At 37.6% G+C, this 13,668-nt stretch carries 14 protein-coding genes, 8 tRNA genes and 1 rRNA gene; all 23 read left to right on the top strand.

The genetic code is table 11. The features are described 5' to 3' along the window. Positions 1 to 2: 2 nt before the first annotated feature. Positions 3 to 1,172 carry a MazG family protein gene (locus tag OCL94_RS11660; RefSeq protein WP_262997093.1) on the top strand — a complete coding sequence of 390 codons (1,170 nt, stop codon included), beginning with the start codon at positions 3 to 5 and terminating at the stop codon, positions 1,170 to 1,172. Continuing rightward, positions 1,159 to 1,428: an RNA-binding S4 domain-containing protein gene (locus OCL94_RS11655; RefSeq protein WP_262997092.1), complete on the top strand. Its 270-nt coding sequence runs from the start codon at positions 1,159 to 1,161 to the stop codon at positions 1,426 to 1,428. Before OCL94_RS11660 ends, OCL94_RS11655 begins: the two co-directional genes overlap by 14 nt. Before the next feature lie 11 nt (positions 1,429 to 1,439). Further along, entirely contained in the window at positions 1,440 to 1,823 is a 384-nt protein-coding gene (locus OCL94_RS11650) for an FtsB family cell division protein (protein WP_262997091.1), read from the top strand. 103 nt (positions 1,824 to 1,926) lie between these two features. Beyond that, positions 1,927 to 2,313, top strand: a complete 387-nt coding sequence (locus OCL94_RS11645) for a S1 domain-containing RNA-binding protein (protein WP_262997090.1) — start codon at positions 1,927 to 1,929, stop codon at positions 2,311 to 2,313. 72 nt (positions 2,314 to 2,385) lie between these two features. Next, entirely contained in the window at positions 2,386 to 3,609 is a 1,224-nt protein-coding gene (gene tilS, locus OCL94_RS11640) for a tRNA lysidine(34) synthetase TilS (protein WP_262997089.1), read from the top strand. A 3-nt stretch (positions 3,610 to 3,612) separates the two neighbouring features. Beyond that, entirely contained in the window at positions 3,613 to 4,152 is a 540-nt protein-coding gene (gene hpt, locus OCL94_RS11635) for a hypoxanthine phosphoribosyltransferase (protein WP_262997088.1), read from the top strand. Positions 4,153 to 4,276: 124 nt separating this feature from the next. After that, positions 4,277 to 6,349, top strand: a complete 2,073-nt coding sequence (gene ftsH, locus OCL94_RS11630; RefSeq protein WP_262997087.1) for an ATP-dependent zinc metalloprotease FtsH — start codon at positions 4,277 to 4,279, stop codon at positions 6,347 to 6,349. A 62-nt stretch (positions 6,350 to 6,411) separates the two neighbouring features. Continuing rightward, positions 6,412 to 7,284 carry an Hsp33 family molecular chaperone HslO gene (gene hslO / locus OCL94_RS11625; RefSeq protein ID WP_262997086.1) on the top strand — a complete coding sequence of 291 codons (873 nt, stop codon included), beginning with the start codon at positions 6,412 to 6,414 and terminating at the stop codon, positions 7,282 to 7,284. 89 nt (positions 7,285 to 7,373) lie between these two features. Next, positions 7,374 to 8,306 carry a cysteine synthase A gene (gene cysK / locus OCL94_RS11620; RefSeq protein WP_262997085.1) on the top strand — a complete coding sequence of 311 codons (933 nt, stop codon included), beginning with the start codon at positions 7,374 to 7,376 and terminating at the stop codon, positions 8,304 to 8,306. A 95-nt stretch (positions 8,307 to 8,401) separates the two neighbouring features. Further along, complete coding sequence (folP, locus tag OCL94_RS11615) at positions 8,402 to 9,190, top strand: dihydropteroate synthase (RefSeq protein WP_262997084.1); 789 nt, start codon at positions 8,402 to 8,404, stop codon at positions 9,188 to 9,190. Continuing rightward, positions 9,183 to 9,539, top strand: a complete 357-nt coding sequence (folB, locus tag OCL94_RS11610; RefSeq protein WP_262997083.1) for a dihydroneopterin aldolase — start codon at positions 9,183 to 9,185, stop codon at positions 9,537 to 9,539. The genes folP and folB overlap by 8 nt, the downstream gene beginning before the upstream one ends. 2 nt (positions 9,540 to 9,541) lie before the next feature. Further along, on the top strand, positions 9,542 to 10,018 hold the full coding sequence (gene folK / locus OCL94_RS11605) for a 2-amino-4-hydroxy-6-hydroxymethyldihydropteridine diphosphokinase (RefSeq protein ID WP_262997082.1): 477 nt from the start codon (positions 9,542 to 9,544) through the stop codon (positions 10,016 to 10,018). A gap of 10 nt (positions 10,019 to 10,028) precedes the next feature. Beyond that, a complete protein-coding gene (gene dusB / locus OCL94_RS11600; protein WP_262997081.1) occupies positions 10,029 to 11,042 on the top strand; it encodes a tRNA dihydrouridine synthase DusB in 1,014 nt (337 codons plus the stop codon). 4 nt (positions 11,043 to 11,046) lie between these two features. Continuing rightward, positions 11,047 to 12,534, top strand: coding sequence for a lysine--tRNA ligase (lysS, locus tag OCL94_RS11595; RefSeq protein ID WP_262997080.1), 1,488 nt, complete (start codon positions 11,047 to 11,049; stop codon positions 12,532 to 12,534). Positions 12,535 to 12,809: 275 nt separating this feature from the next. Next, a 5S ribosomal RNA gene (rrf, locus tag OCL94_RS11590) occupies positions 12,810 to 12,924 on the top strand. 11 nt (positions 12,925 to 12,935) lie between these two features. Then, positions 12,936 to 13,011: transfer RNA gene (locus OCL94_RS11585), tRNA-Val, on the top strand. A gap of 15 nt (positions 13,012 to 13,026) precedes the next feature. Then, a tRNA-Thr gene (locus OCL94_RS11580) sits at positions 13,027 to 13,102 on the top strand. A 6-nt stretch (positions 13,103 to 13,108) separates the two neighbouring features. Continuing rightward, a tRNA-Lys gene (locus OCL94_RS11575) sits at positions 13,109 to 13,184 on the top strand. Positions 13,185 to 13,209: 25 nt separating this feature from the next. After that, positions 13,210 to 13,284 (top strand) — tRNA-Gly (locus OCL94_RS11570). A 15-nt stretch (positions 13,285 to 13,299) separates the two neighbouring features. Further along, positions 13,300 to 13,388 (top strand) — tRNA-Leu (locus OCL94_RS11565). 19 nt (positions 13,389 to 13,407) lie between these two features. Then, positions 13,408 to 13,481 (top strand) — tRNA-Arg (locus OCL94_RS11560). Positions 13,482 to 13,492: 11 nt separating this feature from the next. After that, positions 13,493 to 13,566 (top strand) — tRNA-Pro (locus OCL94_RS11555). A 17-nt stretch (positions 13,567 to 13,583) separates the two neighbouring features. Beyond that, positions 13,584 to 13,659, top strand: a tRNA-Ala gene (locus OCL94_RS11550). Positions 13,660 to 13,668 lie beyond the last annotated feature (9 nt).

The following is a 13,668-nucleotide window of genomic DNA, read 5'->3' as shown; positions in this document are numbered from 1 at the left end:
GGATGAATAAGATTACAGTAGTTGGTTTAGGAAACTATGGATTAGATGAGTTGCCATTCGGAATTTATCGTTTCTTAAATAAAGCAAATAAAGTTTATGTTAGAACATTAAGTCATCCAGTTGTTGAAGATTTAGAAGATATTGAATGGATTAGCTTTGATGATGTATATGAAGCGCATGATAGCTTTAATAATGTGTATGAAGAAATTGTAAGACAGCTGAAGGAACTTGCTTTGCAAGAAGATATTATATATGCGGTACCTGGCCATCCGATGGTTGCTGAATCTACGACTGAGTTGCTACTTGCGGATAATGACTTAAATGTAGAAATATTAGGTGGAAAGAGCTTTATCGATGATTTATTCCAGGCTGTACAGTTTGACCCGAACAATGGCTTTCAGATGCTTGACGGAACACTGCTGAATAAAGCTGCGATTAATCCGCGTAATGGGTTAATCATTACGCAAGTGTATGATCAGCTTATTGCAAGTGATGTTAAAGTATCATTACTTGATATATATCCAGCTGAGCACAATGTGGCGATTGTTACGGGTGCGCGCGGCGAAAATGCAGATATAGATTGGCGCGCATTACATGAAATGGATCACGACTTCGCATTATCGAATTTAACCTCTTTATTTGTTCCGCCGTTACAAGGGGAGTTACTAGCGGGAGATTTTGACTATTTTACAGAAGTCATGGATGCATTAGTTGGAGAAAACGGTTGTCCATGGGATAAAGAACAAACACATCAATCATTAAAGCGATATTTGATAGAAGAATCATATGAACTATTTGAAGCAATTGATAATGACGATATTGAACATATGATTGAAGAATTGGGGGACATTCTACTGCAAGTCGTCTTCCATGCAGCTATTGCCAATAAAGAGTATATGTTTGATGCGCGTGAAGTAGTGAAGAGCATTACAGAGAAGATGATTCGTCGTCATCCGCATGTGTTTGGAGATGCATCTATTTCAACGATAGAAGAGTTACATACTGTGTGGAATGATGCGAAAGCTAAAGAAGGTAAAGTGGAAAGAAAAGTGAAACAAGAGAAAATTTTTGCAGATATCTTCTTAAAGTTATATGATTTGAATAAATCTCAAGGTACATCTATAGAAGAAGCTTTGAAGGAAATTGCAGGTGAAATGAATGAGACTCGATAAATATTTAAAAGTATCACGTTTAATTAAACGTCGTACATTAGCAAAGGAAGTAAGTGATCAGGGCAGAATAAAAATCAACGGTCATGTTGCGAAAGCATCAAGTAATGTGGCGGTAGATGATGAAATTGAAGTGAGACTTGGGCAACGTATTATTACGGTAGTCGTAACAGATTTAAAAGAACACGCAACGAAAGATAATGCGAAAGGTATGTTTGAAGTTAAAAAAGAAGAAAAAATTGAACAACCTTTTGAATAGAGGTGTGACGCATGGCTAAAAAAGTAAGTGCAATTGAAAATGAGTACACGAAAGAGCAGGCACGAAAACATCGGGTAAATATTAAGAGTAGTAAAATTGTGCGTAAACGCTTAAAAGTATTTGGTGGAGCATTACTTGCGATATTATTATTTTTAACGATTATGTTGTTCATGCAAATGAATACGAATAAAGAACTTGCGCAGGAAAAACAGCGACAAGCAGCTGAATTAGAGAAATTAAAAGATAAAGAAATTACTTTGAAAGAACGATTAAAACAGTTAAACAGTAAAGAATATATCGAGAAAATAGCACGTAGCGAATATTTCCTGAGCAATGATGGGGAAGTTATCTTTAAGATTCCTGATGCAGAGAAAAAGAAAGACGAGAATGAATAAGTCAGAGTTCACAGATAATTTCATTTATCAAGTTGTAAAATGAGGAAATCAAGCATATAATGATATATTATGAAGAATTATATCGGGAGGATTTATTAAACTTATGGCAATTGAAGTTGGAAACAAATTAAAAGGTAAAGTAACAGGCATTAAAAACTTTGGTGCGTTCGTAGAATTACCTGGAGGCAAAAGTGGATTAGTTCATATTAGCGAGGTTGCAGATAGTTACGTTGAAAACATTGCCGAGCATTTAAAAGTCGGAGATGAAGTAGAGGTAAAAGTATTAACAATCGGAGATGACGGTAAAATTAGCCTTTCTATTAAGAAAGCGAAAGAACGTCCAAGAAAGCCAGCGCCAGTTAAAGTTGAGAAAAAGCCTGAAGACTTTGAAAAACAATTATCAAATTTCTTAAAAGACAGTGAAGATCGACTAACTTCAATTAAACGTCAAACTGAATCACGTCGTGGCGGTAGAGGATCTAAGCGTTAATACGTGATTGTTTCTTAAATCAAGAGCTGGGGTGTGACCCTAAGCTCTTATTTTATTAAGGGAGTTGAGGACGTGGATATACTTTGGAATGCATCTGATAAGCTTGCGATTGCGGTTTCAGGTGGCGTGGATAGCATGGTACTGCTAGATAAAGTGAGAAGAACGAAACATTTCAAAGATATTTATGTATTGCATGTGAATCATCAGTTGCGAGACGCTTCTAAACAAGAAGCGGACATGATTGAGATGTATTGCGAAAAGTATCATTTACATTTCATCGCACATACGATATCTAAAGACTTTTTCGACCTTACAAAAAGTATTCAAAATGATGCGCGGGAAGCACGATATCTTTTTTTTGAGCAAGCAATTCACCAGTACAACATAGACTACTTATTGACTGCGCATCATAAAGATGATCAAATAGAAACGATATTCTTTAGACTTATGACGCATCGTTATCTCTATCAACCGATTGATATACAATCAATGATTGAGCGCGATGGATATAAGGTAATAAGGCCTTTATTATCAGAAAGTAAGGACGAACTCTATGCATATGCTGAACGTTTTGATGTACCGTATATGACAGATGCATCCAATGAGAGTAATAAATATGTGCGCAATTATATTCGAAATGAAATTATGCCTAGTTTGGAGCAGGCAGCCCTTAATCCCGACCACTTATTATATTTGGCAGAGTATATGAAAGATACAGATGCGCTCATATTAAAGCGTGTCGAAGTATTTCAGAAACAAATCAAATCTAATTGTTTATCGCGCAGCCAGTTAGTGCAAGAAAATCGATTAGTCATTCATCGTGTGCTCATCCAATTCATTCAGCAATATCATAAAGACTTTGCGCTAAGTCATGGATTATTAGATGAAATTGTGCGTGTCATGCAAACCGATACAACACATGCATCTTTTGAAATTGCACAGCATTGGCATATTCAAATTGCTTATGATAAATTGATAGTACGAAATAAAAATGAACCGGTAGATGAGTGGATGGAAATTACTTCACCCGGGAAATACCACTTTAACGAATATAAGATAGAAATTAAAAGCATCTTAAGTACAATTGTTATTCGTAAGCGCGTAGAGGGTGATCTTATAGAAATCGGTGGAAAACATCAGAAAGTTTCGCGAATCATGAAAGATTTGAAAATACCGGTTCATGAACGTTCGAAAGTACCGATTATTTGTGTGGATAATAAAGTAATCGCGGTTGGTCATTATAAACAAAATCATCATCTATTCAATAAAGATATTATTATTACAAAGGAGAAATAAACGATGCATAACGATATTGAAAGTGTAGTATTAACGAAAGAACAAATTGAGGCTGCTTGTGTGCGTCTAGGTCAAGAAATAACTGCCGATTACGAAGGGAAAGTACCTTTATGTGTTGGTATTTTAAAAGGATCTATTTTATTCATGGCAGATTTAATCAAACATATTGATACCCATGTAGAAATCGAATTTATGGATGTTTCATCATACCACGGTGGTACTGAATCAACAGGCGAAGTCAAAATCTTAAAAGATTTAGATGTGTCAGTTGAAGGACGTGACGTTATTATTATTGAAGATATTTTAGAAACAGGAACGACGTTAAACGCAATTATCGATTTATTAAAATACCGCAAAGCAAACTCTATTGAAATTGTAACATTATTAGATAAACCAATGCGTCGTAAAGTCGATATTGAAGCGAAATATGTTGGGGAAAAAATCCCTGATGATTTCGTAGTAGGTTACGGTTTGGATTATCAAGAAAAATATCGTAATTTACCTTACATCGGATTATTAAAAGAAGAAGTATATTCTAAGTAGAGTGGAATTACACCTAAATGGAACATGAGATAAATAGATTGTGTAAGTTTAATTAGTAGATTGAATAACATTTAGTGTGTTAAAATCTTTGTTAGCTTTACAAATTAGTAGGAGGAAAACGTGAATGCAAAAAGCCTTTCGTAGTATATTGATGGTAACGCTTATAGGTATCGTCTTATTTGGTGTGTTCTCAATGATTAATGGCACGGGTTCCATGCCTAAACAGATGACATACACGAAATTAATGTCACAGCTGGAAAAGGGCAAAGTTAAAGAATTAACAATCCAGCCTGGACAAGATGTATATTTAGTCAAAGGGAAATTAAAAGGTGCTGAACCGAACGAAACGTTCACATCTGTATTAATGTATAACAATCAGAAAGATTTAGATAAAATCACTAAAATTGCTGAAGAGCAAGATGGTGATTTGAAATTTGATATAAAGCCAGCTGATAAAGAAAATGTATTTTTAGGTATGTTAAGTACATTGATTCCGCTATTATTATTAGCATTCGTCTTTATTTTCTTCCTATCTCAATCACAAGGTGGCGGCGGCGGAGGCCGTGTCATGAACTTTGGGAAATCTAAAGCGAAACTTTATGATGATAAAAAGAAAAAAGTACGTTTTAAAGATGTAGCCGGAGCAGATGAAGAGAAAGCAGAATTAGTAGAAATAGTTGATTTCTTAAAAGATAATCGTAAATTCGTAAAAATGGGTGCGCGTATTCCGAAAGGGGTCCTTTTAGTAGGTCCTCCTGGTACAGGTAAAACTTTAATTGCACGTGCCGTCGCTGGGGAAGCTGGCGTTCCGTTCTTCTCTATTAGTGGTTCAGACTTCGTTGAGATGTTCGTTGGGGTCGGTGCAAGCCGTGTACGTGATTTATTTGAAAATGCTAAGAAAAATGCACCATGTATTATTTTCATCGATGAAATTGATGCGGTAGGTCGTCAACGTGGTGCTGGTGTTGGTGGGGGTCACGATGAGCGTGAACAAACATTAAACCAGTTACTTGTTGAGATGGATGGTTTCGGTGAGAATGAAGGAATTATCATGATCGCAGCGACAAACAGACCAGACATTTTAGACCCGGCATTATTACGTCCAGGTCGTTTTGACCGTCAAATTCAAGTTGGTGCGCCTGATGTTAAAGGGCGTGAAGCGGTACTTAAAGTACATGCACGCAACAAACCACTTGATGAAACAGTCGATTTAAAAGCTTTAAGTCAACGTACACCTGGATTCAGTGGTGCAGACTTAGAGAACTTATTAAACGAAGCAGCATTAGTGGCTGCGCGTCAAGGTAAGACGAAGATTGATATGCGCGATATTGATGAAGCGACAGACCGCGTCATTGCAGGTCCCGCGAAGAAATCACGCGTTATTTCTGAGAAAGAAAGAAATATCGTTGCATGGCACGAGGCAGGACACACGATTATCGGTTGTGTATTAGATGAAGCCGAAATGGTTCACAAGGTTACAATTGTACCACGTGGTCAAGCGGGTGGTTACGCAATGATGTTACCGAAACAAGATCGTTACTTTATGACGAAACCAGAATTACTAGATAAGATTGTTGGATTATTAGGTGGTCGTGTTGCTGAAGAAATCACTTTTGGTGAAGTTTCTACAGGAGCACATAATGACTTCCAGCGCGCAACAGGTATCGCACGTAAAATGGTGACAGAATATGGTATGAGTGATAAACTTGGACCATTACAATTTGGTCAATCACAAGGTGAAGTGTTCTTAGGTCGTGATATGGGTCATGAACCGAATTACTCAGATCAAATTGCTTATGAAATTGATTTAGAAGTACAACGTATAATTAAAGAAAGTTATGCGAGATGTATAGAAATTCTTCTTGAACATCAAGATAAGCTTGATTTAATTGCGAAGACTTTATTGACTGAAGAAACATTAGTCGCAAACCAAATCAATGAGTTATTTACGAAAGGTACTTTACCTGAAGTAAGTTATGATGATTCTCATTTATATCACATGAAGGAGAAAGAAACTGTAGTAGATAATACAGATGATGCTCGTGTGACTGTGAAAAATGTGGATGATAATTCTGATGATGCTGGCTCTTCTTATGAAGAGGTGAAGGAACAATTAAAAAATCCGGATGCACCAGTCGATGAATCGAAAAATGAACCACAACCTAATGTAGATAAATTAGATAAAGATAAGTTTTAATCATATGAGGCTGGAAGAGAATCGCTGATTCGATTCCGCCTCTTTTTAAAAGGAGAAATATAATGACAAAAGATTATTTAGTAAGAGCGTTAGCGTTTAATGATGAAGTGCGTGCGTTTAGTGTGAGAACGACAAATTTAGTAGAATCTGCACGTGAGAAACATGACACTTGGCGTGTCGGAACAGCAGCACTTGGACGTACATTGACAGTAGGTTCAATGATGGGTGCGATGCTTAAAAATGAAGAGAAGTTAACGATAACTGTTAATGGTGGTGGGCCATTAGGTCAAATCGTAGTCGATGCAAATGCTAAAGGTGAAGTGCGTGGCTATGTTCAAAATCCACATGTTCAAGTAGAATCTATTCGTCCGGGTAAAATGGATGTAGGTGAAGCGGTCGGCCGCAGCGGTTATATTAATGTTGTAAAAGATATCGGTATGCGTGATTACTTTACGGGATCTACAGAAATTCATAACGGTGAAATCGCTGAAGATTTTGCTTATTATTTTGCAACGAGTGAACAAGTACCTGCAGCAGTTGGTTTAGGCGTATTGTGTACACCAGAAGAACTAACACAAGCAGCAGGTGGATTTATTATTCAGTTGTTACCTTTCGCAAGTGAAGAAACGATATCATTTTTAGAAGAACGTATTAATAACATGGAGCCAATTTCTAACTTAATTAATAAAGGATTGTCTCCAGAACAAATATTAGAAGAGATATTAGGCGAAGATAACATTCGTATTATTGATACGATGCCTGTTGAATTTAAATGTAATTGTGGTAAAGAGAAGTTTTTAACAGCAATTAAAGGTTTAGGTGAAGCCGAAGTTGAATCTATGATTGAAGAAGACGGTGGCGCAGAAGTCGAATGTCATTTCTGTCGTACGAAATACAATTTTACCCCAGATGAATTACGCAGCATTATTGCTTAGACTGATTATTGTTAATTCATTATAAATTTTGATATAATTATTCCGATAAAATAAGTAAGAATAATATTACATTATGGAGGTCGATTATTATGTCATTAAGAGTAGAAAGTGTCACAGATTTAATCGGTAATACGCCATTAGTTAAATTGAATCGTGTTGTTCCAGAAGGTGCAGCAGATGTTTACGTTAAATTGGAATATCAAAACCCAGGTAGCTCAGTAAAAGATAGAATTGCTTTAGCAATGATTGAAGCGGCTGAAAAAGAGGGCATCATTAAGCCTGGAGATAATATTGTTGAACCAACGTCTGGTAATACAGGTATCGGTTTAGCAATGGTTGCAGCAGCTAAAGGCTATAAAGCAACTTTAGTAATGCCGGATACGATGAGTCAGGAACGTCGTACTTTACTGAGAGCATATGGTGCAACATTAGTATTAACACCTGGCGCTGAAGGTATGAAAGGTGCCATCGCAAAAGCAAATGAATTAAGAGATGAACATGGTTACTTTATGCCGCAACAGTTTGAGAATATGTCTAATCCTGAAGTGCATCGCTTAACGACAGGTCCTGAAATTGTGAAAGCCATGGAAGGTTTATCAATCGACGCATTTATTTCAGGTGTTGGTACAGGTGGTACGTTATCAGGTGCAGGGTCAGTGTTAAAAGAACATAACCCAGACATCGAAATCATTGCTGTAGAACCTGCTGATTCTCCTGTATTAAGTGGCGGACAGCCAGGACCACATAAAATTCAAGGCATCGGTGCAGGGTTCATCCCAAAAACTTTAAATACAGATATGTATACAAGCATTACACAAATTACGAATGATGAAGCGATGGAGACGAGTCGTTTAGTTGCACGTGAAGAAGGTATTTTAGCAGGGATTTCATCAGGTGCTGCAATTAAAGCAGCGATAGATAAAGCAGTTGAATTAGGTAGCGGTAAAAACGTTGTCGCTATTTTACCAAGTAATGGTGAACGTTATTTATCTACGCCGTTATTTGCGAATTTACAAGACTAAATATAAGTGGATTGACTGGGACGGTGAGTCTCAGTCTTATTTTTTGTATTAGAACTTTGTTATAATAAAGTCACTATACTGTGGAGGTAAATGAGATGAAGAGAACGTTAGTGATGGGGATATTGAACGTTACACCGGATTCGTTTTCAGACGGTGGCAAATATAACGAAGTAACACATGCGGTCAATCGCGTACATGAAATGATCGCTCAAGGTGTTGATATCATTGATATCGGTGGATATTCTACAAGACCTGGATATACCGAAATTTCAATTGGAGAAGAAATTAATCGCGTCATTCCGGTGCTTAAAGCAATTTGTGACATAGATGTTATCATTTCTGTAGATACATTTAGAAGTGAAGTGGCCGAGGCAGCATTAGAACACGGCGCGCATATAATTAATGATCAGTGGGCTGGTAAATTTGATCCGAAAATATTTGATGTCGTAAAAAAATATGACGCGGAAATTATATTAATGCATAACGAGAAGGAAGAAATCAGTGGCGATGTGATGGAACACATGATTACGGATCTTTGTACACAAGCGCAACACGCACAAGATGCGGGTATACCACATGATAAGATTTGGCTTGATCCAGGTATCGGTTTTGCTAAATCTCGCGAACAAGAAGTAGAAGTGATGAAACGCTTAGATGAACTTGTTGCATTAAATTACAAAGTGTTGCTTGCAACGAGTCGTAAACGTATGGTTAAAGAATTATTAGGTGGAGAAACTACACCAACCGAGCGTGATGAAGGGACGCTTGCTACAACGGCGATAGGTATTAATTTCGGAGTTGAAGCTGTCAGAGTACATAACGTACTGATGAATGCACGTTTTATTAAAGTAATGGATCAGTTAAAAGGAGAAATCAATGGATAAAATCTTTTTAAATGGGATGCAATTTTATGCATATCATGGTGTATTTGAAGCGGAGAATCAAATTGGGCAAATATTTGTCGTAGATGTGGAATTAGACGTTGATTTGAAACAAGCGGGAGAAACAGACGCGCTTGAACATACAGTAAACTACGGTCTCGTTTATGAAGATATTAAGGCAGAAATGGCAATTCAGTCGAAATTATTAGAACATGTGGCTGAACGTATTGCAAAAATACTCTTCAATCACTATAATCAGATAATGGCCTTAAAAGTCAAAATTACAAAAATGAATCCCCCCATCCCTGGTGTTTATGATGGCGTTGGTATTGAGATTCATAGAATGAGGTAGTTATGACGGTTGCATATATTAGCTTTGGAAGTAATATGGGTGATAGAGCGCGACAAATAACTGATGCATTAGCAATGCTCAACGAAGTTCGAGAAACTAAGGTGACACAAGTTTCGGCTTTATATGAAACAGCACCTGTTGGAGGCGTTGTTCAGGATGATTTTCTTAACGGTGTGGTTGAAGTTTCAACATATTTATCGGCACTGGAATTGCTAGATGAAATTCAAGCAATAGAATTGAAGTTGAATCGTGTTCGTAAGATTCACTGGGGACCGAGAACGATTGATTTGGATATTGTCCTGTTCGGAAGTCAGGTTATAGATAGTGAGCGATTAAAAGTGCCGCATCCATATATGCATGAGCGTAGTTTTGTATTGATTCCATTGAATGAAATTGCACCATACGCAATTCATCCAATATTGAATCAAAAAGTAAGTGAATTAGTAACTTTGGACCCGGATGTAAGAATTTATAAGTGAGGGTAAAGATATGTGGAAAATTGGAGATATAGAAATTAATAATAAAGTTGTATTAGCGCCAATGGCAGGTGTTTGTAATGCAGCTTTCAGATTAACTGTAAAAGAATTTGGTGCAGGATTAGTTTGTGCTGAAATGGTAAGTGATAAAGCGATTCTTTTCAATAATGAAAAGACGATGAAAATGCTGTATATCGATGAGAACGAAAGACCGTTAAGTTTACAAATTTTTGGTGGAGAAAAAGAAACATTAGTAGAAGCAGCAAAATATGTAGATCAGAATACAACAGCAGATATTATTGATATTAATATGGGATGTCCAGTATCGAAGATCATTAAATGTGAAGCCGGTGCGAAATGGTTATTAAATCCTGAGAAAGTTTATGAAATGGTTTCGGCAGTTGTAGAAGCAGTTAATAAACCTGTTACAGTAAAGATGCGTATAGGTTGGGATGATGAGCATATTTTCGCAGTTGAAAATGCGAAGATGATTGAGAAAGCCGGTGCATCAGCAATTGCCGTTCATGGTAGAACGCGTGTACAAATGTACGAAGGTAAAGCGGATTGGGATGTGATTCGCCAAGTGAAAGAAGCGGTAAGCATACCAGTTATCGGTAATGGTGACGTAACGAGTCCGGAACTTGCCAAGAAAATGCTTGATGAAACAGGTGTCGATGCAGTCATGATTGGACGCGAAGCTTTAGGGAATCCATGGATGATTTACCGTACTGTTCATTATTTAGAGACGGGTGAATTAATGCCGGAACCGCACATTTCAGAGAAGATGAAAGTGGCAACACTACATTTAGACCGTTTAATCGCGTTGAAGGGTGAAAAAGTAGCGGTAATGGAAATGCGTAAACACGCATCATGGTATTTAAAAGGGATTCGTGGCAATGGTAAAGCACGTAAGCTGATAAACGTTGCTGAGACACGAGACGAATTAGTTGATATACTTAAATCATTCGAGGAATATGTAATAGAAGAAGAGAAAAAACAAGAAATGAAAATTGCTGAAGGAGTGTAATCAAATGACAGAAGAATTAAACGACCAAATGTTGGTACGTCGTCAAAAAATGCAAGACTTATTAGACCAGGGAATCGATCCGTTCGGTCAAAAATTCGTTAGAACTGCAACATCAGCAACATTAAAAGCTGAGTGGGATCAATTTTCTAAAGAAGAATTACATGAAAAAGAAGAAACATCTCACGTATCTTTCGCAGGTCGTATTATGACGAAACGTGGAAAAGGTAAAGCTGGATTTGCACATGTAAAAGATTTAGACGGACAAATTCAAATTTATGTACGTAAAGATGCAGTTGGCGATGAACAGTTCGAATTATGGAACAATGCAGATTTAGGCGATATCGTAGGTATTGAAGGTGTAATGTTTAAAACAAACACTGGAGAATTATCTGTTAAAGCTAAGTCGTTTACAATGTTATCGAAAGCACTTCGTCCGTTACCGGATAAATTCCATGGTCTACAAGACGTTGAACAACGTTACCGTCAACGTTATTTAGATTTGATTACGAGTGAAGAATCAACACAAACATTTATTACACGCAGTAAAATTATTCAGGAAATGCGTAGCTATTTAAACGCGAAAGGTTTCTTAGAAGTAGAAACGCCAATGATGCATACAATCGCTGGTGGTGCTGCTGCACGTCCATTCGTTACACATCATAACGCGTTAGACATGGAATTATACATGCGTATTGCGATTGAATTACATTTAAAACGTTTAATCGTTGGTGGATTAGAGAAAGTTTATGAAATTGGACGCGTATTCCGTAATGAAGGTATTTCAACGCGACATAATCCAGAGTTTACGATGATTGAATTATATGAAGCGTATGCAGATTATAACGATATTATGGATTTAACGGAAGAGATGGTTGCACATATTGCTGAAAAAGTAACAGGTTCTACTACTGTAGAATATGCAGGCGAAGCTATCGAGTTGGCTCCGAAATGGAGAAGATGGCATATGGTTGATGCTGTTAAAGAATATACTGGCGTCAATTTCTATGATGTGAAATCAGATGAAGAAGCACATGCACTGGCTAAAGAGCATGGTGTTGAAGTAAAGCCAGGAATGAAATATGGTCATGTATTAAATGAATTCTTTGAACAAAAGGTTGAAGAACATTTAGTTCAACCAACATTTATTTATGGTCATCCAGTAGAAGTTTCACCATTAGCGAAACAAAATCCAGAAGACCCACGCTTTACAGATCGTTTTGAATTGTTTATCGTACGTCGTGAGCATGCGAACGCATTCACTGAATTAAATGACCCAATCGATCAAAAACAACGTTTCTTAGCGCAAATGGAAGAGAAAGCTGCTGGTAACGATGAAGCACACGAAATGGATGAAGATTATATCGAAGCATTAGAATACGGTATGCCTCCAACAGGTGGATTAGGTATCGGTATCGACCGCCTAGTAATGTTACTGACAAACAGTGCATCAATTCGTGACGTGTTATTATTCCCATATATGAGACATAAATAAGGAGAATCGAATGCGCTCTAAACCTTGTAAACAAAGGGGTTTAGAGTGCTTTTTCTTCGGGCGCAATTATCAGAATTTACTAACTTTAAAAAAATCAAAAAAAGATAAAAAAATTTGTTGACTTTAATTGCTGAATTTCGTATTATTAAAAAGTCGCTTATGACAAGTCGACACATTAAGAAAGTTAATCAATTGTAAAGTTCATGAACACAGTGTAAAATTTACTATTGAAATAATCTTCGAAGCTGTTATACTTATATAAGTATTGAAAATTGTCTGGTGACGATGGCAGAGAGGTCACACCTGTTCCCATACCGAACACAGAAGTTAAGCTCTCTAGCGCCGATGGTAGTTGGTCTTACGATCCGCGAGAGTAGGACGTTGCCGGGCAGATATACCCAGGAGGATTAGCTCAGCTGGGAGAGCATCTGCCTTACAAGCAGAGGGTCGGCGGTTCGAGCCCGTCATCCTCCACCATTTATTTAATATTATGCCGGAATAGCTCAATTGGTAGAGCAACTGACTTGTAATCAGTAGGTTGAGGGTTCAAGTCCTTTTTCCGGCACCATTTCCAGAGCCATTAGCTCAGTTGGTAGAGCATTTGACTTTTAATCAAAGGGTCAGAGGTTCGAATCCTCTATGGCTCACCATTATTTGAATATAAAACTTAATAATGCGAAAGTAGTTCAGTGGTAGAATACAACCTTGCCAAGGTTGGGGTCGCGGGTTCGAATCCCGTCTTTCGCTCCATTAAGAAAATTAAATGCCGGGGTGGCGGAACTGGCAGACGCACAGGACTTAAAATCCTGCGGTAAGTGATTACCGTACCGGTTCGATTCCGGTCCTCGGCACCATTTAATTTTTATTTTTTTTGCGCCCGTAGCTCAATTGGATAGAGCGTTTGACTACGGATCAAAAGGTTAGGGGTTCGACTCCTCTCGGGCGCGTTTTTAATAAACGGGAAGTAGCTCAGCTTGGTAGAGCACTTGGTTTGGGACCAAGGGGTCGCAGGTTCGAATCCTGTCTTCCCGACTTACTAAATTATATATGGGGGCTTAGCTCAGCTGGGAGAGCGCCTGCTTTGCACGCAGGAGGTCAGCGGTTCGATCCCGCTAGTCTCCACCATTATATTTA

It is taken from the genome of Macrococcus capreoli (assembly GCF_025628935.1).
Classification (GTDB): Bacteria; Bacillota; Bacilli; order Staphylococcales; family Staphylococcaceae; genus Macrococcoides; species Macrococcoides capreoli.
Note: the sequence above shows the minus strand (reverse complement) of the source record. Positions and strands in the feature narration are given on the sequence as shown.